Raw genomic sequence first — 22286 nt, 5'->3', positions numbered from 1 at the left:
ACATCCAACATGCAGATCGCGCAGGCACTTCCCTTTCCCTACGACTTCGACCCGAAGTCCACCGCGCTCGTGCTGATCGACATGCAGCGCGACTTCATCGAGCCCGGCGGCTTCGGCGAGACCCTGGGCAACGACGTCTCGCTGCTCGAGGCCATCGTGCCGGCCACGCAGCGCGTGCTCGCCGCCTGGCGCGCGGCCGGCGGCCTCGTGGTCCACACGCGCGAGGCGCACCGGCCCGATCTCTCGGACTGCCCCCCGGCCAAGCGCAACCGCGGCAATCCCACGCTGCGCATCGGCGACGAGGGACCGATGGGCCGCATCCTCGTGGCCGGCGAGCCCGGCAACCAGATCATCGAGGCGCTCGCGCCCGTGGCCGGCGAGATCGTGATTGACAAGCCCGGCAAGGGGGCCTTCTACGCCACCGAGCTGCACGAGTTGCTGCGTGCACGCGGCATCACTCACCTGCTGTTCGGCGGCGTCACCACCGAGGTCTGCGTGCAGACCAGCATGCGCGAGGCCAACGACCGCGGCTACGACGGCCTGCTGCTCGAGGACTGCACCGAGAGCTACTTCCCGGCCTTCAAGACCGCCACCGTCGAGATGGTGCGCGCCCAGGGCGGCATCGTCGGCTGGACCGCGACCGGCGGCCAGCTCATCGAAGCGCTCGGCGGCGCATGAAGCGCGCCGCAGCGACTACCATTCGCCCCGTGTCGACCATCGCCCGTCCCCGCCACGGCACCGAAGCCGCCGAACCCACAGCCCCCGCGTCCACGCCGGTGGCCGCCGACGCGGTTGTGTTCCGCACGCGCGCCGACGAGGTCTATGCGCAGCTCAAGCGCGACGTGGCCGAGTTCATCCTCGTGCCGGGCGACCGCTTCACCGAGAACGAGATCAGCGACCGCCTCGGCGTCTCGCGCACGCCGGTGCGCCAGGCGCTGTTCCGGCTGCAGCAGGAGGGCTTCGTCGAGGTGCTGTTCCGCAGCGGCTGGCGCGTGCTGCCCTTCGACTTCGAGCAGTTCGAGCAGCTCTACGACCTGCGCATGATCCTCGAGACCTCGGCCGTGCACCGCCTGTGCGAGGCCGACCGCCGCGTCGACCGCAGCCTGCTCGACGAGCTCGCAGCCATCTGGCTGGTGCCCGCCGCGCAGCGCAGCACCGACATGGCGCAGGTCGCGGCCTGGGACGAGGCCTTCCACTGCTCGCTGGTCGCGGCCGCGGGCAATGCCGAGATGGCGCGCGTGCATCGCGACGTCACCGACCGCATCCGCATCATCCGCCGCCTCGACTTCACGCAGCAGCCGCGCATCGACGCCACCTACGACGAGCACGCCAAGATCCTCAAGGCCGTGCGCGCCAACCGCGGCGACCAGGCCGCGATGCTGCTGCGTGCCCACATCGAGACCAGCCAGGCCGAGGTGCGCAAGATCACGCTGCACCAGGTGCATCTGGCGCGGCACGCGGGGCGCGCGCCGCGTTGAAGGCATTTGCCCCTTCCCCCGCTGGGGGAAGGTCGGGATGGGGGCACCGGGCGGTCGATGAGGCCGCGACCCTGTCCACCGCCGCATGCCCCCACCCCGGCCCTCCCCCAGCGGGGGAGGGAGAAAGACGCCGGCTCAATCCGCCGTGATGTTCCCCTTCTTCACCACCGCCGCCCAGCGCTGCGCATCCTTCTGGACCAGCGTGCTGAACTCCGCAGGCGTCGAGCTCGCGGGCACCATGCCCTGCGCCTCGAAGGACTTGGCGACCTCGGGCGACTTCAGCACCGCGGCGATCTCCTTGTTGAGCCGCGCCACCACGTCGGCCGGCGTGCCCTTGGGGGCGAGCACGCCGTACCACATGTCGACGTTGTCGGCGGTCACGCCGGCCTCGGCCAGGGTGGGCACGTCGGGCAGTTGCGGCAGGCGGTGGCTGCTGCCGGTGGCGAGCGCCTTGAGCTTGCCGGCCTGGATGTGCTGCAGCGCCACGTGCACCGGCAGGAACATCGCGTCGATGCGCCCGCCGAGCAGGTCGGTGACGGCGCCCGCGGTGCCCTTGTAGGGCACGTGCAGCAGCTCGGTGCCGGTGCCCTGCATCAAGAGCGCCATCGACAGGTGGTGCGGCGTGCCGACGCCGGGCGTGGCGTAGGTCAGCTGGCCCGGATGCGACTTGGCCGCGGCCACGAGCTGCGCGAGCGTGCCGGCCTTCTGCGTGTTCGGGTTGGTCACCAGCAGCAGCGTGCCCCAGGAGGTCAGCGTCACCGGCGTGAAGTCCGCCACCGGGTCGTAGGCCAGCGTCTTGTAGAGGCTCTTGTTCATCACCAGCGTGTTGACCTGCACCATCAGCGTGTAGCCGTCGGGCTTGGCGCGCGCCACCTTCTCGCTGCCGATGTTGCCGCTGGCGCCGGCCACGTTCTCCACCACCACCGGCTGGCCCAGCGCCGCGGGCAGCCGTGCCGAGAGCTGGCGTGCGATCAGGTCGATGCCGGTGCCGGGCGTGTAGGGCACGACCAGCGTCACGGCCTGGTCGGGCCAGGCATGGGCGGCCATGGCGCTGGCGGCGGCGAGCAGGGTGGCGAGGGTCTTGGTCAGAAGGCGCACGGTGTCTCCGGGTGCATGTTCTTGGGGGGATGGGGTCAAAGGTACGGGGCGCGCTGCTTGAGCGCGGCCGGGTCGTAGCCGGCCACGCGCTTGTAGTGGTCCGAGATCGCCTGCAGCTCCTGCTGCGTCACGATCTCGTCGAGCCTGTCGAAGCGCTTGCCGCCCGAGCGCTCGAACACCTCGCGCAGGATGGTGTCGGGCGGATTGCTGCGGTTGGTCAGCACCACCTCGGTGGTGGCCTTCACGCGCACCCGGTCGTAGCTCTCGAGCGCGGCCTGGCCGACGCCCTCGCGCTTCATCGCGCCCGCGAGAAAACGCGCGTCGATGATCGCCTGGCCCGCGCCGTTGGAGCCGCGCGGCACCATCGGGTGCGCGGCGTCGCCCAGGAGCGTGAGGCGGCCGTGGGTCCAGCGCGGCAGCGGGTCCTGGTCGACCATCGGGTACTCGAGGATGGTGTCGGAAGCCTGGATCAGCGCCGGCACGTCGAGCCAGTCGAAGTGCCAGTCGGCGAAGGCGGGCAGGAAGTCCTCGAGCCGGCCGGCGCGGCTCCAGTCGCGCATCGCGGGCTGCGGTGCGTGGATCTCGGCCACCCAGTTCACGAGCTGGCGGCCCTGCGCGTCGATGTCGTTGCGGATCGGGTAGATCACCATCTTGCCGACCGTGAGCCAGCCCGCGCGCACCATGCTGCCGCCCGTGAGGAACGGCTGCCACGCGGCCGTGCCGCGCCACATGTTGATGCCCGAGTAGCGCGGCGCGCCTTCGTTGGGATAGAGCTGCTTGCGCAGCGCCGAGTGGATGCCGTCGCAGCCGATCGCCACTGCGCCGCGCACCGGCGCGCGGCCGTCGGCGAAATGCACCGTCACGCCCGCGTCGTCCTGCTCGACGCCGGTGCAGCGGTGGCCGCAGCGCACGCTGTCTGGGCCGAGGCGCTTCAGCGTCTCCTCGAGCAGCACGGTCTGCAGGTCGCCGCGGTGGATCGAGTACTGCGGCCAGTCGTAGCCCGCATGCCGGCCCGCGGGCTCGCGGAACACCAGCTGGCCGTGCTCGGTGAAGAACACCGCCTCCTGCGTGCGCACGCCGACCCGGTCGAGCGCCTCGAGCAGGCCCAGCTCGGACAGCTCGCGCACCGCGTGCGGCAGCAGGTTGATGCCCACGCCCAGCGGGCGCAGCTCGGGCACGGCCTCGTAGACGCGGCAGGCGATGCCGGCCTGATGCAGGCTCAGCGCGAGGGTCAGGCCGCCGATGCCGGCGCCCAGGATGATGACTTCGTTGGATGCGGTGCTCATGGGGGTCGTATTGGGACCTGAAACGAGCCATAGGGGAAATTTAGATGTGATATGGATTTATCATGAATTCTTATGAACTTGAGCACGCGCCAGATGCGCGCCTTCCTGCAGGTGGCGCGCATCGGCAACTTCACGCGCGCGGCCGAGCAGGCGCACATCACCCAGGCCGGCCTGAGCATCCTGATCCGCGAGATGGAGAAGCAGCTCGGCTGCCGCCTGTTCGACCGCACCACGCGCATGGTGAGCCTCACGCCGGCCGGCCGGCGGCTGCTGCCGGTGGTCGAGCGGCTGCTGACCGATCTCGACGACGTGGCGGCCGAGCTCGGCGCCGAGGGCGACGCGGCGCGCCAGACCCTGCGCATCGCGGCCACGCCGCTGGTGTCGTCGCACCTGCTGCCCTGGGTCTTCGCGAGCTTCCGCGAGGCGCACCCGCAGGTCGCGCTGCGGCTGTTCGATGCCGACCTGCGCGACGTCGAGGCGATGGTGGAGGCGGGCGATGCCGACCTCGGCCTGGGCTTCTTCTTCAGGGCCGCGCCCGGCCTCGACCGCACGCCCGTGGGCCGCTTCGAGCTGATGCGCGTGACGCAGGCCGCGGCCGACGGCGAGCCGGTCGGCAGCGCGCCCTGGTCGGCGCTGCGCGGTGCCGCGCTGATCGGCCTGCCGCCCGGCAACCCGATCCAGAAGGTGATCGACCGCCAGCTCGGCGAGATGGGCCTGGCCGACGCGCAGCGGCCCGCCTTCAACTTCTTCGGCACGCTGATCTCGATGGTCGAGGCCGGCTTCGGCACCGCCGTGATGCCGACCTTCGCGCTCGCGGCCTGCCGCCGCCACCGCGTGCGGACCGACGTGCTCGTGAAGCCGCGCGTGGGCATGGACTTCTTCCGCGTGACCAAGCGCGGCGCGCACGAGACCGAGGCGCTGCGGGCCTTCAGCGAGACGCTGATGAAGGCGCTGCCGGCGCTCTCGCACTGAGTCAGTCGAGCGCCGCCAGCCGCTTCCCCAGGAACTCCGCGAACGCATAGGCGATCACCGGCAGCTGCCGCCCGCGCAGGTTCGCGAGCACCAGCTCGCCGCGCGGGAAGCCGCGGTCCTCGATCTCGCGCACCACCACCTCGCGGTCGTCGGGCAGGGCGCCGATCGCCATCTGGAACGAGATCGAGCGCCGGTCGTAGACGCAGCCGCGCAGGAACTCGAAACTGTTGCTCTCCACCATCGCGTCGATGCGTATCGAGCTGCGCGCGAGGAAGCGCTCGATCAGCTGGCGCCCGCCGGTGTCGCGGTTGGGCAGCACCACCGGGTACTCGGCGCAGTCGCGCAGCCGCACGCCGGTGGCCGTGCCGGTGGCGATGGCCAGCGGATGGCGCGCATGCATCAGCGCCATCAGCCGCTGCTCGACCGAGGTCAGGCGCTCGATGTCGCTCTCGGGCGCGAGGTTGAACACCAGCGCGAGGTCGGTGCCGAAGCTGCGCAGCGCCTCGGCCGCCTGCACGTGGTCGCCGATGCGCACCTCGAAGGCCACCAGCGGATGGCTCCGGCGGAAGTCGTGGATCGCCGCGGGCAGGAAGCGCGGCGCCAGCGCCTGGCTCGCCACCACCCGCACCGTGCCGCGGCGCAGCCCCTTGAGCTCCTCGATCTCGGAGCGCACGCGCTCGAGGTCGGCCGCGCGCCCGCGCACGTAGCGCATGAACAGCTCGCCCGCGGTGGTCAGCCGCATGCCGCGCGGCAGCCGCTCGAAGATCGGCGTGCCGAGCTCCTCCTCGATGTCCTGGATGCGGCGGTTCACGGCCGAGGGCGCGACATGCAGCCGTTCGGCGGCCTGGCGGATCGAGCCCGCGCGGGCGACCTCGTCGGCATAGCGCAGGAAGCGCAGGTGGTTCATGGCGGATCGTTGGCTGAAGGGATGTGGCCGCGACCGGTTGCACGATCCGGGCCAATGGCGGCACAGGAGGTGCGTTGCCGTTGCGGCAACGCAGGGTCCGCGAAACGGTATGGATTCGGAGCACCTTCTGGCACGGTGACTGCGTAGTGATCGGGCATGAAACGCCCATCGCCGCCCCCACGCACCAAAGACGCACAGCCGGCACGCTTCGGCCCCGCCGCGCACAACGCCTGGACGCTCGACGCGCAGGGCGTGAGCCTGGTGCGCGCACCAAGGCGGCCCGTTCCGGTGCGCATCGATGCGCAGCCGCAGCCGGTGCAGTTCGACCTCGCGCGCAGCGCGCTCGTGGTGGTCGACATGCAGAACGACTTCTGCCACCCCGAGGGCTGGTTCGCGCAGAAGGGCCTGGGCACCAAGGCCGCGCGCAAGCCCATTCCCGTCATCGCGCGCCTCTTGCCCGCCTGGCGCGCGGCCGGCGGCGCGGTGGTGTGGCTCAACTGGGGCATCCGCGCCGATGCGCGCAACCTCAGCCCGACCATCCACTTCAAGGGCAAGCGCAGCGCCGATGGCGTGGGCTATGCCGAGCGTTCGCCGATCGACCACGGCCCCTCGCTGGTGCGCGGCGAATGGGGCGCGCGCGTGGTCGACGAGCTCGAGGTCGCCGCCTCCGACATCACCGTGCACAAGCATCGCCTGAGCGGCTTCTGGGACAACGAGTTCGACAGCCTGCTGCGCCAGCAGGGCATCACCACCTTGCTCTTCGCGGGCATCAACACCGACCGCTGCGTGTTCTCCACGCTGCAGGACGCGGCCTTCCTCGGCTACGACTGCGTGCTCTTGAAGGACGCCTGCAACACGCCGTCGCCGGCCTACGTCACGCGCGGCATCCATTTCATCGTGCAGCAGCTGCACGGCTTCGTCGCCACGGCCGAAGCGCTCATGGCCTCGCTGCCGAAGCGTTCGCGCCGCACCGCATCCACCCCGTCCCACCAGGAGTCCTGACATGTCCCTCTTCCGCCGCCCCATGCCCGCGCTGCTCTCGGCCTGCGCGCTCGCGCTGGCCGCCACCGGCGCCGCCGCCCAGACCTCGGTCAAGATGGTTCTCAACTGGAAGTACGAAGGCGCGCAGGCCTGGTTCTTCACCGCGCAGGACAAGGGCTACTTCAAGGCCGAGGGCCTCGACGTCGAGATCGACCAGGGCGAGGGCTCGGCCGCCTCGATCCCGAAGGTGGCCGCGGGCGCCTACCAGGCCGGCTTCGGCGACGTGAACGCGCTGATCGACCTGGCCTCCAAGCGCCCGGCCGACGCGCCGGTGGCGGTCTACATGCTCTACAACACGCCGCCCTTCACGCTGGTGGTGAAGCAGGACAGCCCGATCCGCACGCCCAAGGACCTCGAGGGCAAGACCATCGGCGGCCCGGCCAACGACGGCGCGCTCAAGCTGTTCCCGGCCTTCGCGAAGATCGCCAACGTCGACCCCGCCAAGGTCAACATCACCAACATGGCGCCCAACCTGCGCGAGCAGATGTTGAGCCGTGGCCAGATCGACGCCGCGTTCGGCTACGTGACCACCGTGAGCTTCAGCGCCAAGGCCATGGGCCTCGATCCCGCGAAGGACCTGCGCTTCATCCGCTACGGCGACCACGGCATGGACCTCTATTCGAACGCCGTGTTCTTCTCGCGCGCCTTCGTGAAGGACAACCCGAAGGCGGTGCAGGGCTTCGTGAAGGCGCTCAACCGCGCGATCAGGGACGTGATCGCCGATCCCGATGCCGGCGTGGCCGCGGTGATGAAGCGCGAGCCGCTGCTCAAGCGCGAGGTCGAGAAGGAGAAGCTGCTCGCCACCCTGCGCAACGACATGAGCCATCCCGAGATCGCGCGCATCGGCCTGGGCGACATCGACGAGGCGCGCATGCAGCGCGCGATCGAGATCGTGGCCGATGCCAACAAGCTGCCGCGCAAGCCCACGGTGGCCGAGGTCTTCGACCGCGGCTTCCTGCCCGCGCGCGCCGAGCGGCCCTCGAGCCTGGACCGCCAGCCCTGAACCCCGCCACGACGACGAACGAACAGAGAAAGACACGAACATGGACCTGCAACTCAAGGACAAGGTGGCGCTCATCACCGGCCCCGCCAAGGGCATGGGGCGCGCCGTGACGCTGGCCTTCGCGCGCGAAGGCGCGAAGCTGGTGCTGGCCGGCCGCGACACCGCCGCCATCGAGCCCGTGGCCGCCGAGGCGCGCGCGCTCGGCGTGGCCGCCATCGTGGTGCCCTGCGACCTCACGCAGAGCGCGCAGACCGAGGCGCTGGCCGCGCATGCGCTCGAGGCCTTCGGCCGCATCGACATCCTGGTGAACGTCGCCGGCGGCTCGGGCCCGATCGGCAAGACCGGCTGGGAGACCACGAGCGAGGAGTTCGACGAGATCGTGCAGCTCAACATGACGGGCTGCTTCAACACCATGCACGCGGTGCTGCCCTCGATGATCGAGCGCAAGAGCGGCAAGGTGGTCAACGTCGGCGGCACCTTCGGCATGCGCGGGCGCGCGGGCCGGCTCGCCTACTCGGCCTCGAAGTGGGGGCTGCGCGGCATCACCAAGAGCTTCGCGCTCGAGGCCGGCCCGCACGGCATCAACGTCAACTGCGTCGCGCCGGGCATGGTCGACGGGCCGCGCTTTCGCGAGAAGGTGTGCGCCAACATGGCCGAGAAGCTGGGCATCACGCTCGAGGAGGCGATGACGCGCCATGCGGCCGACTACGCGCTGCGACGCGTCTCCACCGACGCCGACGTGGCCAACGCCTGCCTGTTCATGGCCAGCGAGGTCTCGCGCCAGATCACCGGCGTCGACCTGCCGGTCGATGGCGGCTGGGCCATGCTCTGAAAGCGGAGGAACGAACCATGAAGGAAGTCGACCTCGTCATCCGCGGCGCCCAGGTGGTGTCGCCGGAGCGCATCTTCGAAGCCGCCGTCGCGATCGCCGGCGAGCGCATCGTGGCCGTGGGCCACGACGACACCATGCCACCCGCGCGCGAGGAGATGCGCGCCGACGGCCTGCACCTGCTGCCGGGCGCCATCGACAGCCACGTGCATTTCCGCGACCCCGGCTATCCGAACAAGGAGACCTGGAAGACCGGTTCGGCGGCCGCGGCGCTCGGCGGCGTGACCACCGTGTTCGAGATGCCCAACACCAACCCGCCGACCGGTACCGTCGAGGCGCTGCGCCTCAAGCAGAAGGCGGCCGAGTCCTCGTACGTGGACTTCGGCATCCATGGCCTGCTCGGCGACGACACCGTCGAGCGTCTCGAGGAACTGCTCGAGGCCGGCGTGACCAGCTTCAAGGCCTTCGTCGGCAACACCTTCGGCAACCTGCCCGCGCCCACCGACGGCGCGCTGCTCGAGGGCTTCGAGAAGCTCGCGCCGCTGGGCATCCGCACGGTGGTGCATGCCGAGAACTCCTCGATCCTGTTCCGGCGCCAGAAGAAGATGCAGGCGGCCGGGCGCATCGACGCGATGGCGCATTTGGCGGCGCGGCCCGCGGTGGCCGAGATCGAGGCCATCGGCCGCGTGCTCACCCTGGCCGAATGGACCGGCGCGCGCGTGCACATCGCGCACCACAGCGCGGCCGATTCGCTCTACCTGCTGCGCGCGGCGCGCGCGCGCGGCGTCGACGTGACGGCCGAGACCTGCCCGCAGTACCTGCTGCTCAACACCGACCACATGCGCACGCTCGGCGGCGTGATGCGGCTGAACCCGCCGATCCGCGAGCCGCGCCACAACCAGCCGCTGTGGGACGCGCTGCTCGACGGCACGCTCGACATGATCGCCACCGACCATGCGCCGCACGCGCCCGAGGAGAAGACGCGCGAGAGCATCTGGGACTGCGACTGCGGCTTCCCGGGCGTGGAGACGCAGATGCCGCTGATGCTGACCGAGGTCAACCGCGGCCGTGCCTCGCTGATGGACTACGTGCGCTGGAGTTCGGTCAACCCGGCCAAGGCCTGGGGCCTGTACGGCACCAAGGGCGTGATCGCGCCGGGCGCGCATGCAGACATCGCCTTCGTCGACATGAACCGCGCGGGCGTGCTGTCGCAGAACAGGCTGCAGAGCATCAGCAAGATCTCGCCGTGGAACGGTCGCGCGGTGCGCGGCTATCCGCTGCACACCCTGCTGCGCGGGCGCTTCGTGATGCGCGACGGCCGGCTGGTGGCCGAGGCCGCGGGCTGGGGCCGCTCGGTGAAGAGTGTGCAGCGCATGCCGGTGGCCAGGCCGCGCAACACCGAGCACTACAGCAGCGCGATCCTCGAGACGCCGCCGGGCGTGCCCGTGAATGCGGTGCCGGTCGGCGAGATCGACTGGGACGCGGCATGAGCGGCGGCCGCATCCAGGAAGTGCGCGTCTGGCGCATCCCGTGCAGCGGGCCCGGCGACCTGCGCGGCGCGCGGGCACTGATCGAGGCGGGCGAGCTCGTGCCGTCCGAGATCGTCGCGGTGATGGGCAAGACCGAGGGCAACGGCTGCGTCAACGACTTCACGCGCGAGTACGCCTCCGCGGCCTGGTGCCAACTGCTCGCGGGCGCGCTCGGCTGCGCGCCCGAGGCCGTGCACCGCCAGGTGGCGCTCGTGATGTCGGGCGGCACCGAGGGCGTGCTCTCGCCGCACTTCACCGTGTTCGCGCGGCGCTGGCGCGACGAGGCCGCGCCAACGCATGGCGAGAAGCGGCTGGTGGTGGGCGTGGCGCACACGCGCGACTTCCTGCCCGAGGAGATGGGCCGCGCCGCGCAGATCGACGCCACCGCCGAGGCCGTGGCCGCGGCGATGCGCGACGCGGGCATCGACAGCACGCACGACGTGCACTTCGTGCAGGTCAAGTGCCCGCTCTTGACCTCGGCCAAGGTGGCGGCCGCGCTCGCGCGCGGTGCCGCGCCGGTCACGCACGACAGCTACGAGTCGATGGGCTACTCGCGCGGCGCCTCGGCGCTCGGCGTGGCGGTGGCGCTCGGCGAGGTGGCGCGCGCCGAGATCGGCGACGCCAGCGTGATGGCCGACTGGAGCGCCTACTCGGCGCGCGCCTCGGCCTCGGCCGGCATCGAGCTCGAGGGCAACGTGGTCATCGTGCTCGGCGAGGCGCGCGCCAGCGCCTCGGCGCTGCGCATCGCCCACGGCGTGATGCGCGACGCGATCGACGGCCACAGCGTGCGCGCGCTGCTGCGCGATGCCTTCGGCCTCGATGCCGAGCGCGATGCGCAGGCCGTCTCGCGCCGGCTCGTGAACCTGCTCGCCAAGGCCGAGGCCAGCCCCGACGGCCGCGTGCGCGGCGAGCGCCACACCATGCTCAACGACTCCGACATCCATGCCACGCGCCATGCGCGCGCGGTGGTCGGCGGCGTGCTGGCCTCGCTGGCCGGCCACACCGCGCTCTATGTCTCGGGCGGCGCGGAGCACCAGGGGCCCGCGGGCGGCGGTCCGGTGGCCGCGATCGTGCGCGTCGAGGACGCGCACGCGTCCTCTCCTTCTTCCTGAAAGCGACCATGGAACGAGCCTTCATCCAACTGTCGGACGTGATGCTGCGCTACGGCGGCGGCACCATCGCGCTGGACCACACCACGCTGGGCATCGACAAGGGCGACTTCGTCGCGCTGGTCGGCCCCAGCGGCTGCGGCAAGTCGACGATCCTCAAGCTGGTGGCCGGGCTGCTGCGGCCCAGCGCCGGCGCGGTGATCGCGGGCGGGCGCGAGGTGGGCGCCGTGGGCGTGCGCACGCCCGCGGGCAGCCATGCCTCGGCCGCGCCGCGGCTGCGCATCGGCCTCGCGTTCCAGAACCCGACCATGCTGCCCTGGCTCACGATCCGCGAGAACGTGATGATTCCGCTGAAGATCGTCGAGCCGTTCCGTCAGGACTACCGGCGCAAGAAGCGCGGCGAGTACGCCGAGCGCGCCGACGCGCTGCTGGCCCAGGTCGGCTTGAAGGGCTTCGGCGACAAGCGGCCCTGGCAGCTCTCGGGCGGCATGCTGCAGCGCGCCTCGCTGTGCCGCGCGCTGGTGCACGAGCCCGAGCTGCTGCTGCTCGACGAGCCCTTCGGCGCGCTCGACCAGTTCACGCGCGAGGAGCTGTGGGACATCATGCAGTCGCTGTGGATCGCGCGCCGGCCCACGGTGCTGCTGGTGACGCACGACCTGCGCGAGTCGGCCTACCTGGCCAACCGCATCTGCGTGATGAGCGCGCGGCCGGGCCGCATCCTCGAGACGCGCGAGGTCGGCTTCGCGCGGCCGCGCACGCTCGAGAGCAGCTACGCACCCGAGTTCGCGGCGCTGGTGCAGCAGCTGCGCATGCGCATCGCGCAGGCGCGCCGCGGCGGCGACGCGGTGCCCGAGGCCGTGGCGGCCGAACCGCTGGTCGCGGAGGTGGCGGCATGAACGCGATCTCCCCCGTGCTGCGCCAGCGCCTGCTGTCGACCGGCGCGCTGCTCGGCTTCTTCGTGCTGTGGGAACTGGCCTGCCTGGCCGGCGGCATCTCCGACCTGGTGCTGCCGCGGCCGAGCCAGATCGCCCACGTGCTGCTCGAGAAGATGCCGCTCTTGTGGCCGCACACCGTGCAGACGCTCTACACCACGCTCGCGGGCTTCGTGCTGGGCGTGGCCGCGGGCGTGCTGATCGGCGTGGCCATCGGCTCCTCGAAGCTGGCCTACGACGTGACCTATCCGCTGCTGGTCGGCTTCTCGAGCATTCCGAAGGTGGCGGTGGTGCCGCTGTTCGTGGTGTGGTTCGGGGCCGGCACCGTGCCCGCGATCCTGACCTCGATGGTGATCAGCATCTTCCCGGTGGTGGTCAACGTGGCCACCGGCCTCGCGAGCACCGAGCCCGAGCTCGAGGACGTGCTGCGCGTGCTCGGCGCGCGCAAGCGCGACATCCTCTGGAACGTGGGCCTGCCGCGCACGCTGCCCTACCTGTTCGCCTCGCTCAAGATCGCGATCACGCTGGCCTTCGTGGGCACGGTGCTCAGCGAGACCGTGGCGGCCAACAAGGGCATCGGCACCGTGATGATGATCGCCAGCGGCAACTTCGACGTGCCGATGGTGTTCGCGGGCCTGTTCCTGCTCGCGGCGATGGGCGTGCTGCTCTATGCGGTGTCGGCCCTCGTCGAACGGCGCATGACGGGCTGGGCCCAGCGCAAGACCGACATGGCCATGGCCTGAACCAAGGACGACCCCCCATGACCTCCACACGCATCCTCATCACCGCGGCCGGCCTGCGCTTCGTGGCCGAAACCCATCCCGACGCGCCGCTCACCGTGGCCGCGTTCTCGAAGCTCCTGCCCTACCGGCAGAAGCTGATCCACGTGCGCTGGAGCGGCGAGGGCTGCTGGGTGCCGCTGGGCGACTTCCAGCTCGGCGTGGGCTTCGAGAACCACACCAGCCATCCCTCGGTGGGCGACATCCTGTTCTATCCCGGCGGCTACAGCGAGACCGAGATCATCCTGGCCTATGGCGCCTGCAGCTTCTCGAGCCGCATGGGCCAGCTCGCGGGCAACCACTTCCTGAGCATCGTCGAGGGGCGCGAGCAGTTGCGCGAACTCGGCCGGCGGGTGCTGTGGGAGGGCGCGCAGGACGTGCTCTTCGAGGCCGCCTGAACTTCACGCAACACCAAGGAGCTCCCATGCTGCAAACCCTCTCGCGCCGCGGCGCGCTCGCGGCCCTGCCCGCGCTGGCGGCCGCGCTCGGCGCGCCGCGTGCCTTCGCGCAGGCGCCCACGCCGATCAAGTTCGTGCTCGACTGGAAGCTGCAGGGCATCCATGCCTGGTACTACCTCGCGCAGGACCGCGGCTATTTCGCGGCCGAGAAGCTGGCCGTGAGCATCGATCAGGGCGACGGCTCGGCGGCCGCCGTCACCAAGGTGATGAACGGCGCCTACCAGGCCGCCTTCGGCGACATGAACGCCATCGTGCAGAACGCCGCCACGCGGCCGGCCGACGCGCCGGTGATGGTCTACATGCTCTACGACCGCGCGCCCTTCGCGCTGATTGTGAAGGCGGCCGGGCCCATCAAGACGCTCAAGGACCTCGAGGGCCGCACGCTCGGCAGCCCGGCCGGCGGTGCCGCGGCGCGCATGTTCCCGGTGATCGCGGCGCGCGCGGGCATCGACCCGGCCAAGGTGCAGTGGACCGGCATGGCGCCCAACCTGCAGGAGCAGATGCTGCTCAAGGACCATGTCGACGGCTCGGCCGTGTTCTCGGTCACCAGCTACATGAACCTGGTGGCGCAGGGCGTCGACCCCGACCGCGACATCCGCTGGTTCCACTACGCCGACCATGGCGTGGACCTCTACGGCAACGGCGTGATGGTGTCGCGCGCGCTGCTGCGCGATAGGCCCGAGGCCGTGGCCGGGCTGGTGCGCGCGATCCACCGTGCGGTGCTCGACACCATCGCCGACCCCGACGCGGCCATTGCCGCGCTCGCCAAGCGCGAGCCGCTGCTCGATGCCGCGCTCGAGAAGCGACGCCTGCTCTACACGCTGCGCACCGTGATGCTGACGCCCGCGGTCGCGCAGGCCGGCATCGGCGATGTCGACGACGCGCGCATGGGCCGCGCCATCGCGCAACTGCGCACCGCCTTCGAGCTGCCGCGCGCGCCCGCGCCTGGCGAGGTGTTCGACCGGCGCTTCCTGCCGCCCGCGGCCGCGCGCCGGGTGATGGCGAGCTGAGGCCTGGCATGAGCCTCGTCCCGCATTCCGACGCCATCGACTGCGCCTGGCTGCTGGCCGAGCCGGGCCTGCGGCCCGCGCAGGCCGGCATGCGCATCGCGCTCGACGGCGAGCGCTTCGGCGCGATCGCGCCGCGCGATGCCACCGGCCCCGCTCCGCGCCTGCTCGCGCTGCCGGCGCTGGCCAATGCGCACGACCATGCACGCACCTTCCGCAGCGCCACGCTCGGCGCCTTCGGCCAGCCGCTCGAGAGCTGGCTGCCCTTCCTGGGCACGGTGCCGGGCATGGACCCCTACCTCTGCGCCGCCACCTCGTTCGCGCGTTCGCTGCGCCATGGCGTGACGCACCTGATGGTCCACTACACGCGCGTGCAGGGCGGCATGGACTACGTCGACGAGGCGCGCGCGGTGGCGCGGGCCGCGCGCGACGTCGGCGTGCGCATCGGCTTCGCGGTCGCGATGCGCGACCGCCATGGCATCGCCTACGACGACGATGCCGCCGTGCTGGCGCTGCTGCGCCCCGGCATCCGTGACGCGGTCGCGCGGCGCCTCGCGGTGCAGCCGGTCGAGCCCGCGCGGCAGCTCGCGCAGGTCGACGCCGTGGCGCGTATGGTCGAGGAGGAGGGCCTGGGCGCGCACGTCACCGTGCAGTACGGCCCGACCGCGGTCCAGTGGTGCGGCACGCCGCTGCTCGAGGCCATCGCGCGCGCCTCGGCCGATACCGGCCGGCCGGTCCACATGCACCTGCTCGAGACGCGCTACCAGCGCGGCTGGGCCGATGCCCACCACCCGGGCGGCATCGTGCGCTTCCTCGATGCGATCGGCCTGCTGAGCCCGCGCCTCACGCTCGCCCACTGCACCTGGGCGCGGCCCGACGAACTCGCGCTGATCGCCGAGCGCGGTGCCACCATCGCCGTCAACACCAGCTCGAACCTCGGCCTCCAGTCGGGCATCGCGCCGCTGGCCGAGATGCTGCGCCAGGGCTGCCGCGTGGCGATGGGGCTGGACGGCATGGCTTTCGACGAGGACGACGACGCGCTGCGCGAGATGCGCCTGGCCTATGCGCTGCACCGCGGCTGGGGCTACGAGCGCGCCATGACCCCGGCCCAGCTCTGGTCCTTCGCCGCCGGCCACGGCCCGCGCAGCGTGGGCGGCGCGCTGGTGTCGGGCGGCCGCATCGCGACCGGCGCGCCGGCCGACCTGGTGCTGCTGGACCTCGACACGCTCGACGACGACGCGCTGTTCGACGACATCGACCCGCTCGACCTGGTGCTCGCGCGCGCCAGTGGCCGCCATGTGGCGAAGGTGCTGGTCGGCGGCCGGCTCGCGGTCGATGAAGGGCGTGTGCTGGGCATCGACGAGCCCGCGCTACGCGCCGAGTTGCTGGCGCGCATGCGGGCGGCGCTCGAGGCCGATCCTTCGCATGCTCAGTGGCGGCGCACGTTGGGGGCGCTGGCGGAGGATCTGGGGCCGCTGTACCGCGAGGGGCGGATCGGGCGGTGCTGCGGCTGAAAGCGGACAGCCGATTCGAGCAGCCGGACGCAGAGGACGCGAAGGTTTCGCGAAGAGCGCGAAAAGAAAATCTTCAAAGGGGCCGCGGTCTGCTGAGGACGCAGGCCTTGCGTGGGCTCCTCGAAGTGCGACCGCCGCGGGCGCGCAACTCATACCCTTCTGGCTGTTTTTTGCGTGCTTCGCGAAACCTTCGCGTCCTCTGCGTCCGGCTGACCGCTCCCGATTCCCAGAGTGTGGAATCGTCAATGTGGCGAGTAACCGCTTGCACGGCTGAGCAGCCACGCTGTTGCAGACCGGCGCGCTGCACGATGCAGCGGTGCCTCGCGCTTGCTCCGATAGCCCAGGTTGACGTCCACTCCACCTGAGTTGGATAAAGTTCAAACCTTTGAAATCACAGCATGATCAAGCCTGCCGTACCTCAACGCAGAGCACCGAGCCGAAAGGCTGTGCTGCGGTCTGTGGCCAGCTCCACGGCTGTGGAGACAGGCCAAAACGTCGCGGAACTCGAGCGCCGGTTGCGGCAACCCGTTGTGCGCTTTCCCCACATCAAGCTGGCTCGCTGAGGTGGCCCATGGGCAAGGAGTCGAGCGCCCAGGCGGCGCTCAGAGCGTGAAGTCGTACTCCAGCGTGATCGGCGCGTGGTCGCTGAACTTGATGGTCTTGAAGATCTGCTCGGTGCGCGCCAGCGCGGCGGTCTTGGGCGTGGCGAGGTGGTAGTCGAGCCGCCATCCCACGTTGTTGGCATAGGCCTGGCCGCGGTTGCTCCACCAGGTGTAGGCCTCGCCGGTGGTGTCGGGCTTGAGCATGCGGTAGACGTCGACCAGCCCCGCGCCCTCGGCGCCGGCGTCGAGCAGCTTCGTCATCCAGGCGCGTTCCTCGGGCAGGAAGCCGCTGTTCTTCTGGTTGCCGCGCCAGTTCTTGAGGTCGATCTCCTTGTGGGCGATGTTGATGTCGCCGCACAGCACGAACTCGCGCTGCTTCTTCAGCGCCACCAGGTGCGGGAAGAAGCCCTTGAGGAAGCGGAACTTGGCCTGCTGGCGCTCCTCGCCCGAGCTGCCGCTCGGGAAATAGCAGCTGATGACCGAGAACTTGCGCTTCGGCGTGTCGAAGCGCAGCTCGAGGTAGCGGCCCTCGGCGTCGAATTCGGCGTCGCCCCAGCCCACCACCACCTCGCTGGGCACGTGCTTCGTGTAGATCGCGGTGCCCGCGTAGCCCTTCTTCTCGGCAAAATGGAAGTGGCCCTTGAGGCCGGCCATCTCCTCGAAGCGGCCTTCGATGTCGCTGGCCTGGACCCGGATCTCCTGCATGCAAATACAATCCGGCGCCAATTCGGCCACCCAGTCGGCAACGCCCTTGGTGGCGGCCGAACGCAGGCCATTGAGATTGAGACTGGTCAGTTTGAACACAAGGAATTCCGATGGCTGTAGATGGTGAGAAAAGCAGTGCGGTGGCGCAGGACTTCGTCCAGTTCGCGCTCGACGCGGGCGTGTTGCGCTTCGGCGAGTTCAAGACCAAGGCCGGCCGCATGAGTCCTTATTTCTTCAATTCGGGCCTCTTCGACGACGGCGCCAAGATCGCGCGGCTCGCGGGATTCTATGCAGACCGCCTGATCGAGAGCGGGCTCGAGTTCGACATGATCTTCGGCCCCGCCTACAAGGGCATCCCGCTGGGCGCCACGGTGGCGGCCGAGCTCGCGCGGCGCGGCCGCAACGTGCCCTTCGCCTACAACCGCAAGGAAGCCAAGGCGCACGGCGAGGGCGGCAACCTGGTCGGCGCGCCGCTCAAGGGCCGGGTGCTGATCATCGACGACGTGATGTCCGCGGGCACCGCGGTGCGCGAGTCGATCGCCGCGATCCAGGCCGCGGGCGCGGTGCCGCACGCGGTGGCGATCGCGCTCGACCGCCAGGAGAAGGCGACCGAGAACGGCGTCGACGTGGACCACAGCGCGGTGCAGTACGTACGCAACCAGCTCGGCCTGCAGGTGGTGGCGATCGCCACCCTCGACGATCTGCTGAGCTACCTCTCGGGCGACGCGGCCGCCGACCTCGGCACCCACCGCGAGCGCGTGCTCGCCTACCGCACGCGCTACGGCGCGCTCTGAAGGAAACCCCCGATGCACCGCCCGCCGCACCACGCCGGCCACAGCCGATTCCGCGCCATCGGAAACGCCCGTGCCGCGCTGGCCGTGGTGCTCGCCGCCGGCTGCACGCTGGCGCTGGCCCAGGCGCAGAAGGGCGCGCCCGTGCCCGGCGCCGCGGGCATCTATTCGTGCGTCGATGCCAAGGGCCGCACGCTGACGGCCGACCGGCCGATCGCCGAGTGCAGCGACCGCGAGCAGCGCGAGCTGAGCCCGAGCGGCATGACGCGGCGCCGCCTCGAGCCCACCTACACGGCGCGCGAGCAGGCCGAGCGCGAGGACCGCGCGCGCGAGGCCGCGGTGCAGGCCGCGCGCATCGCCGACGAGCGCCGGCGCGAGCGCGCGTTGCTGATCCGCTATCCGAACGCCGCCGCCCACGAGCGCGAGCGCGGCGAGGCGCTGGTGCAGGTCGACGCGGTGATCCAGGCGGCGCGCAAGCGGCTGTCCGAACTGGCCGACGACCGCAAGAAGATCGACGAGGAACTCGAGTTCTACAAGGGCGACGCGAGCAAGGCGCCCGGCGTGCTGCGGCGCCGGCTCGACGACAACGCCAAGAGCGTGGCGGTGCAGAACCGCTTCATCGGCGAGCAGGAAGACGAGAAGAAGCGCGTCAACGCGCGCTTCGACGAGGAGCGCGTGCGGCTCAAGCAGCTGTGGTCGGGCGATACCGCGACCACCGCGCGCTGACCGGCATCCCCCCAAAAGAAAAAACGGTGAAGCGGCCCGCGCGGGACCCGCTTCACCGTCGTGCCGGGGCGAAGCCCGGGCTCAGGCCAGCTTGGCCTTCAGCAGTTCCGTGACCTGCGCGGGGTTGGCCTTGCCGCCGCTGGCCTTCATGACCTGGCCCACGAGGCCGTTGAGCGCCTTCTCCTTGCCGCCGCGGTACTCCTCGACGTTCTTGGCGTTCTTCGCGATCACCTCGTCGAGGATCGCGTCGAGCGCGCCGGCGTCGTTCATCGGCTTCAGGTCCTTGGCCTCGATGATCGCGTCGACGTCGCTGCCTTCGCCGGTCCACAGTGCCTCGAAGACCTGGCGCGCGGCATTGTTCGGCAGGGTGCCGTCGGCGATGCGCTTCACGAGCTGGCCGAGCTGCGCGGCGCTGACCGGCGCGGCCTCGATGCCGATCTCCTGGGCATTGAGGCGGCGTGCGATCTCGCCGGTGATCCAGTTGCTCGCGAGCTTCGGCGTGGCGCCGGCCTTCACCGCGTCGTCGAAATAGCGCGCGAGCGCGGGGCCCTGCGTGAGCTGCGCGGCGTCGTATTCCGAGAGGCCGTGGTCGCGCACATAGCGCTCGGCCATCACGCGCGGCAGCTCGGGCATCTCGGCCTTCACGCGCTCGATCCAGTCGGCGGCGATCACCAGCGGCGGCAGGTCGGGGTCGGGGAAGTAGCGGTAGTCGGACGAGTCTTCCTTGGCGCGCATCGCGCGCGTCTCGCCGGTGTCGGGATTGAACAGCACGGTGGCCTGCTCGATCTTGCCGCCGTCCTCGAGCGTGTCGATCTGCCAGCTGATCTCGTAGTCGATCGCCTGCTGCATGAACTTGAAGCTGTTCAGGTTCTTGATCTCGCGGCGCGTGCCGAGCTTCTCGCCGGGGCGGCGCACCGAGACGTTGGCGTCGCAGCGGAAGCTGCCTTCCTGCATGTTGCCGTCGCAGATGCCGATCCAGGTCACGATCTTGTGCAGCTCCTTCGCATAGGCCACGGCCTCGGCGGTGGAGCGCATGTCGGGCTCGGTCACGATCTCGAGCAGCGGCGTGCCGGCGCGGTTCAGGTCGATGCCGCTCTGGCCCACGAAGTCCTCGTGCAGCGACTTGCCCGCGTCCTCCTCGAGGTGGGCGCGCACCAGGCGCACGGTCTTCTGTTCCTCGCCGACGAAGAAGCTCACCGAGCCGCCCTGCACCACGGGGATCTCGAACTGGCTGATCTGGTAGCCCTTGGGCAGGTCGGGATAGAAGTAGTTCTTGCGCGCGAACACGCTGCGCGGCGCGATGTGCGAACCGAGCGCGAGGCCGAGCCGGATCGCGCGTTCGACGGCGCCCTTGTTCATCACGGGCAGCGTGCCGGGCAGCGCGAGATCGACCGCGCAGGCCTGCGTGTTGGGCTCGGCGCCGAAGGCCGTGGAGGCGCGGCTGAAGATCTTGCTCGCGGTCGAGAGCTGGGCGTGGGTCTCGAAGCCGATGATGACTTCATAGCCGCGCACCAGCGGGCCGGTCGGGCGGCCCTGTTGTTGTGCTTCGAAGGTGTTCACTGTCTCGCTCATGTCAGAAGCCCTCCGGCGTGCGCGCGTGCCAGTCGGTGGCCTGCTGGAAGCGGTGCGCCGCGTTGAGCAGCTTCGCTTCGCCGAAGTAGTTGCCGATCAGCTGCAGGCCCACGGGCATGCCGCCGTCGAAGCCCACCGGCAGGCTCATGCCGGGCAGGCCGGCCAGCGAGGCCGGCAAGGTGAAGATGTCGGCCAGGTAGTCGGCCACGGGGTCGTCGCCGTGCTCGCCGATCTTCCAGGCGGTGGTCGGCGCGGCCGGGCCGGCGATCACGTCGCACTGTGCGAAGGCCTGCTGGAAGTCGTCGGCGATCATGCGGCGCACCTTCTGCGCCTGCAGGTAGTAGGCGTCGTAGTAGCCGTGCGAGAGCACGTAGGTGCCGATCATGATGCGGCGCTTGACCTCGTCGCCGAAGCCTTCGGCGCGCGTGCGCTCGTACATCTGCGTGAGCGCGGTCTTCTTGCTGGCCGGGTCGAGGAAGTCCTTGGCGCGGTGGCCGAACTTCACGCCGTCGAAGCGGCTCAGGTTGCTCGAGGCCTCGGCCGCGGCAATGATGTAGTAGACGGGAATCGACAGCTCGGTGCGCGGCAGCGAGACCTCGACGCGCTTGGCGCCGAGCTTCTCGTACTGCAACAGCGCTGCATCGATGGCGGCGCGCACGCCGGGCGCCACGCCCTCGCCGAAGAACTCCTTCGGCACGCCGATGCGCAAGCCCTCGAGCGAGTCGTTCAGCGCGCGGCCGAAGTTCTCGGCCGGGCGGTCGAGCGAGGTCGAGTCGCGGTCGAGGTCGGGGCCGCAGAAGGCCGACAGCAGCAGCGCGCAGTCCTCGGCCGAGCGGGCCATCGGGCCGGCCTGGTCGAGGCTGGAGGCGAAGGCCACCATGCCGTAGCGCGAGGCGCGGCCGTAGGTGGGCTTGATGCCGGTCACGCCGCAGAACGAGGCCGGCTGGCGGATCGAGCCGCCGGTGTCGGTGCCGGTGGCGGCCGGCGCGAGGCGCGCGGCCACGGCGGCCGCGCTGGCGCCCGAGGAGCCGCCCGGGATGCGCTCGAGGTTCCAGGGGTTGCGCACCGGCACGGCCCGGTCGTGGCCGACGGCGGGCACGGCCACGTTCTCGTTGGCCGAGCCCATCGCGAACTCGTCGCAGCTGAGCTTGCCCAGCGTGACGGTGCCGGCCTCGGCGAGGCGGCGCACCACGGTGGCGTCGAAGGGCGAGCGGTAGCCCGCGAGCATCTTCGAGCCCGCGGTGGTGGCGAAGTCGGTGGTGACGAAGATGTCCTTGTGCGCGATCGGCACGCCGGCCAGCGCCGGAGCGTTGCCGGCCGCGAGCGACGCGTCGGCCGCGCGGGCCTGGGCCAGCGTGGCGTCCTCGTTCACTTCGACGAAGCTGCCGAGCGCCTGGTGGGCCTTCATGCGGCCCAGGAAGTGCTGCGCGGCCTCGACGGCCGAGACTTCGCGCCCGGCCAGCGCCTTCGCCAGCGCGGCCACCCCGAGTTGGTGCAGGTCCTTGGCGCCGCTCATTCGATCACCTTGGGCACGAGGAACAGGCCGGCTTCGACGGCGGGGGCGCTGCGCTGGTTGGCTTCGCGGTTGTCCGGCTCGCTCACGACGTCCTCGCGCAGGCGCAGGACGATGTCCTCGATGGCGGCCACGGGATGGGCCAGGGGCTCGACGCCGGTGGTGTCGACCGAGCGCATGCGCTCGACCACGTCGAAAAAGCCGTTGAGCTGGCTGAGCATGCGCTCGCTTTCGTCGGGGGCGAGCTGCAGCCGCGCCAGGGAGGCGATGCGGGCGATATCGGAAGCGGAAAGGGACATGGTGGAACCGGCCGAAAAACCGGAGGTAAATAGCGCGCCGCAAGGGCCGCCAACACGGGATTCAGAGGGGATTCGGGTATTATCCCGCCTTTGCCGCAACCCCCGCGAACGCGCCGGCTTTTGCTGCAAAAACGAT

At 70.7% G+C, this 22286-nt stretch carries 22 protein-coding genes; 15 read left to right on the top strand and 7 right to left on the bottom strand.

Features of this window, described 5'->3' with window-relative positions:
• Positions 1 to 9: 9 nt before the first annotated feature.
• A complete protein-coding gene (locus tag ACEN9J_RS19115; protein ID WP_413761777.1) occupies positions 10 to 678 on the top strand; it encodes a cysteine hydrolase family protein in 669 nt (222 codons plus the stop codon).
• Positions 679 to 707: 29 nt separating this feature from the next.
• Positions 708 to 1478 carry a GntR family transcriptional regulator gene (locus ACEN9J_RS19110; RefSeq protein WP_057597946.1) on the top strand — a complete coding sequence of 257 codons (771 nt, stop codon included), beginning with the start codon at positions 708 to 710 and terminating at the stop codon, positions 1476 to 1478.
• A gap of 135 nt (positions 1479 to 1613) precedes the next feature.
• Here ACEN9J_RS19110 and ACEN9J_RS19105 read toward each other — a convergent pair whose 3' ends face one another.
• Both ACEN9J_RS19105 and ACEN9J_RS19100 read right to left on the bottom strand, forming a co-directional pair.
• Complete coding sequence (locus tag ACEN9J_RS19105; RefSeq protein ID WP_413761776.1) at positions 1614 to 2576, bottom strand: tripartite tricarboxylate transporter substrate binding protein; 963 nt, start codon at positions 2574 to 2576, stop codon at positions 1614 to 1616.
• 35 nt (positions 2577 to 2611) lie between these two features.
• On the bottom strand, positions 2612 to 3862 hold the full coding sequence (locus ACEN9J_RS19100; protein WP_413761775.1) for a flavin-dependent oxidoreductase: 1251 nt from the start codon (positions 3860 to 3862) through the stop codon (positions 2612 to 2614).
• Between the two features lie 72 nt (positions 3863 to 3934).
• On the opposite strand from ACEN9J_RS19100, the gene ACEN9J_RS19095 reads away from it, so the two are divergent.
• Positions 3935 to 4834 (top strand): LysR family transcriptional regulator, encoded by a 900-nt coding sequence (locus ACEN9J_RS19095; RefSeq protein WP_413761774.1) that lies wholly within the window; start codon positions 3935 to 3937, stop codon positions 4832 to 4834.
• A 1-nt stretch (position 4835) separates the two neighbouring features.
• Here ACEN9J_RS19095 and ACEN9J_RS19090 read toward each other — a convergent pair whose 3' ends face one another.
• Positions 4836 to 5741, bottom strand: a complete 906-nt coding sequence (locus tag ACEN9J_RS19090) for a LysR family transcriptional regulator (RefSeq protein ID WP_413761773.1) — start codon at positions 5739 to 5741, stop codon at positions 4836 to 4838.
• Between the two features lie 156 nt (positions 5742 to 5897).
• Between ACEN9J_RS19090 and ACEN9J_RS19085 the strand changes: the two genes are divergently transcribed.
• The 10 genes from ACEN9J_RS19085 to ACEN9J_RS19040 are packed head-to-tail and all read left to right on the top strand — an operon-like array spanning position 5898 to position 15942.
• The gene (locus tag ACEN9J_RS19085; RefSeq protein WP_413761772.1) at positions 5898 to 6743 is read left to right on the top strand and encodes a cysteine hydrolase family protein; all 846 of its coding nucleotides are present in this window, start codon (positions 5898 to 5900) and stop codon (positions 6741 to 6743) included.
• A gap of 1 nt (position 6744) precedes the next feature.
• Complete coding sequence (locus ACEN9J_RS19080) at positions 6745 to 7785, top strand: ABC transporter substrate-binding protein (RefSeq protein ID WP_413761771.1); 1041 nt, start codon at positions 6745 to 6747, stop codon at positions 7783 to 7785.
• A gap of 40 nt (positions 7786 to 7825) precedes the next feature.
• Complete coding sequence (locus ACEN9J_RS19075) at positions 7826 to 8617, top strand: SDR family NAD(P)-dependent oxidoreductase (protein WP_093344065.1); 792 nt, start codon at positions 7826 to 7828, stop codon at positions 8615 to 8617.
• 17 nt (positions 8618 to 8634) lie between these two features.
• Positions 8635 to 10104, top strand: coding sequence for an allantoinase AllB (gene allB, locus ACEN9J_RS19070; RefSeq protein ID WP_413761770.1), 1470 nt, complete (start codon positions 8635 to 8637; stop codon positions 10102 to 10104).
• Positions 10101 to 11255: a ring-opening amidohydrolase gene (locus ACEN9J_RS19065; RefSeq protein WP_057591272.1), complete on the top strand. Its 1155-nt coding sequence runs from the start codon at positions 10101 to 10103 to the stop codon at positions 11253 to 11255. Before allB ends, ACEN9J_RS19065 begins: the two co-directional genes overlap by 4 nt.
• Before the next feature lie 8 nt (positions 11256 to 11263).
• Entirely contained in the window at positions 11264 to 12148 is an 885-nt protein-coding gene (locus tag ACEN9J_RS19060; RefSeq protein ID WP_413761769.1) for an ABC transporter ATP-binding protein, read from the top strand.
• Positions 12145 to 12927 (top strand): ABC transporter permease, encoded by a 783-nt coding sequence (locus ACEN9J_RS19055; protein WP_093344073.1) that lies wholly within the window; start codon positions 12145 to 12147, stop codon positions 12925 to 12927. The genes ACEN9J_RS19060 and ACEN9J_RS19055 overlap by 4 nt, the downstream gene beginning before the upstream one ends.
• 17 nt (positions 12928 to 12944) lie before the next feature.
• Complete coding sequence (locus tag ACEN9J_RS19050) at positions 12945 to 13361, top strand: DUF3830 family protein (protein ID WP_296732874.1); 417 nt, start codon at positions 12945 to 12947, stop codon at positions 13359 to 13361.
• Between the two features lie 26 nt (positions 13362 to 13387).
• Complete coding sequence (locus ACEN9J_RS19045) at positions 13388 to 14431, top strand: ABC transporter substrate-binding protein (protein ID WP_413761768.1); 1044 nt, start codon at positions 13388 to 13390, stop codon at positions 14429 to 14431.
• An 8-nt stretch (positions 14432 to 14439) separates the two neighbouring features.
• Positions 14440 to 15942 (top strand): amidohydrolase family protein, encoded by a 1503-nt coding sequence (locus tag ACEN9J_RS19040; RefSeq protein WP_413761767.1) that lies wholly within the window; start codon positions 14440 to 14442, stop codon positions 15940 to 15942.
• Positions 15943 to 16544: 602 nt separating this feature from the next.
• Here the strand turns inward: ACEN9J_RS19040 and ACEN9J_RS19035 are convergent.
• A complete protein-coding gene (locus ACEN9J_RS19035; protein WP_057591267.1) occupies positions 16545 to 17348 on the bottom strand; it encodes an exodeoxyribonuclease III in 804 nt (267 codons plus the stop codon).
• Between the two features lie 11 nt (positions 17349 to 17359).
• On the opposite strand from ACEN9J_RS19035, the gene pyrE reads away from it, so the two are divergent.
• On the top strand, positions 17360 to 18043 hold the full coding sequence (gene pyrE, locus ACEN9J_RS19030) for an orotate phosphoribosyltransferase (RefSeq protein WP_413761766.1): 684 nt from the start codon (positions 17360 to 17362) through the stop codon (positions 18041 to 18043).
• Between the two features lie 12 nt (positions 18044 to 18055).
• A complete protein-coding gene (locus ACEN9J_RS19025; RefSeq protein ID WP_261215356.1) occupies positions 18056 to 18766 on the top strand; it encodes a DUF4124 domain-containing protein in 711 nt (236 codons plus the stop codon).
• Between the two features lie 81 nt (positions 18767 to 18847).
• Here the strand turns inward: ACEN9J_RS19025 and gatB are convergent, their stop codons facing one another.
• The 3 genes from gatB to gatC are packed head-to-tail and all read right to left on the bottom strand — an operon-like array spanning position 18848 to position 22150.
• The gene (gene gatB, locus ACEN9J_RS19020; protein WP_057591264.1) at positions 18848 to 20338 is read right to left on the bottom strand and encodes an Asp-tRNA(Asn)/Glu-tRNA(Gln) amidotransferase subunit GatB; all 1491 of its coding nucleotides are present in this window, start codon (positions 20336 to 20338) and stop codon (positions 18848 to 18850) included.
• Between the two features lies 1 nt (position 20339).
• On the bottom strand, positions 20340 to 21854 hold the full coding sequence (gene gatA / locus ACEN9J_RS19015) for an Asp-tRNA(Asn)/Glu-tRNA(Gln) amidotransferase subunit GatA (RefSeq protein ID WP_413761765.1): 1515 nt from the start codon (positions 21852 to 21854) through the stop codon (positions 20340 to 20342).
• Entirely contained in the window at positions 21851 to 22150 is a 300-nt protein-coding gene (gatC, locus tag ACEN9J_RS19010; protein WP_057591262.1) for an Asp-tRNA(Asn)/Glu-tRNA(Gln) amidotransferase subunit GatC, read from the bottom strand. The genes gatA and gatC overlap by 4 nt, the downstream gene beginning before the upstream one ends.
• Positions 22151 to 22286 lie beyond the last annotated feature (136 nt).

It is taken from the genome of Variovorax sp. Varisp41, from assembly GCF_047325085.1.
GTDB lineage: Bacteria > Pseudomonadota > Gammaproteobacteria > Burkholderiales > Burkholderiaceae_C > Variovorax.
This window is presented reverse-complemented; position numbering and strand designations above follow the sequence as displayed.

Excerpts from the sequence above, each read along its gene's own strand:
- ACEN9J_RS19050 (WP_296732874.1), top strand. The coding sequence starts at position 12,945 with ATGACCTCCACACGCATCCTCATCACCGCGGCCGGCCTGCGCTTCGTG.
- ACEN9J_RS19080 (WP_413761771.1), top strand. The coding sequence starts at position 6,745 with ATGTCCCTCTTCCGCCGCCCCATGCCCGCGCTGCTCTCGGCCTGCGCG.
- ACEN9J_RS19085 (WP_413761772.1), top strand. The coding sequence starts at position 5,898 with ATGAAACGCCCATCGCCGCCCCCACGCACCAAAGACGCACAGCCGGCA.
- ACEN9J_RS19100 (WP_413761775.1), bottom strand. The coding sequence starts at position 3,862 with ATGAGCACCGCATCCAACGAAGTCATCATCCTGGGCGCCGGCATCGGC.
- ACEN9J_RS19045 (WP_413761768.1), top strand. The coding sequence starts at position 13,388 with ATGCTGCAAACCCTCTCGCGCCGCGGCGCGCTCGCGGCCCTGCCCGCG.
- ACEN9J_RS19065 (WP_057591272.1), top strand. The coding sequence starts at position 10,101 with ATGAGCGGCGGCCGCATCCAGGAAGTGCGCGTCTGGCGCATCCCGTGC.
- ACEN9J_RS19115 (WP_413761777.1), top strand. The coding sequence starts at position 10 with ATGCAGATCGCGCAGGCACTTCCCTTTCCCTACGACTTCGACCCGAAG.
- ACEN9J_RS19090 (WP_413761773.1), bottom strand. The coding sequence starts at position 5,741 with ATGAACCACCTGCGCTTCCTGCGCTATGCCGACGAGGTCGCCCGCGCG.
- allB (WP_413761770.1), top strand. The coding sequence starts at position 8,635 with ATGAAGGAAGTCGACCTCGTCATCCGCGGCGCCCAGGTGGTGTCGCCG.
- gatC (WP_057591262.1), bottom strand. The coding sequence starts at position 22,150 with ATGTCCCTTTCCGCTTCCGATATCGCCCGCATCGCCTCCCTGGCGCGG.
- pyrE (WP_413761766.1), top strand. The coding sequence starts at position 17,360 with ATGGCTGTAGATGGTGAGAAAAGCAGTGCGGTGGCGCAGGACTTCGTC.
- gatA (WP_413761765.1), bottom strand. The coding sequence starts at position 21,854 with ATGAGCGGCGCCAAGGACCTGCACCAACTCGGGGTGGCCGCGCTGGCG.
- gatB (WP_057591264.1), bottom strand. The coding sequence starts at position 20,338 with ATGAGCGAGACAGTGAACACCTTCGAAGCACAACAACAGGGCCGCCCG.
- ACEN9J_RS19055 (WP_093344073.1), top strand. The coding sequence starts at position 12,145 with ATGAACGCGATCTCCCCCGTGCTGCGCCAGCGCCTGCTGTCGACCGGC.
- ACEN9J_RS19040 (WP_413761767.1), top strand. The coding sequence starts at position 14,440 with ATGAGCCTCGTCCCGCATTCCGACGCCATCGACTGCGCCTGGCTGCTG.
- ACEN9J_RS19095 (WP_413761774.1), top strand. The coding sequence starts at position 3,935 with ATGAACTTGAGCACGCGCCAGATGCGCGCCTTCCTGCAGGTGGCGCGC.
- ACEN9J_RS19075 (WP_093344065.1), top strand. The coding sequence starts at position 7,826 with ATGGACCTGCAACTCAAGGACAAGGTGGCGCTCATCACCGGCCCCGCC.
- ACEN9J_RS19025 (WP_261215356.1), top strand. The coding sequence starts at position 18,056 with ATGCACCGCCCGCCGCACCACGCCGGCCACAGCCGATTCCGCGCCATC.
- ACEN9J_RS19060 (WP_413761769.1), top strand. The coding sequence starts at position 11,264 with ATGGAACGAGCCTTCATCCAACTGTCGGACGTGATGCTGCGCTACGGC.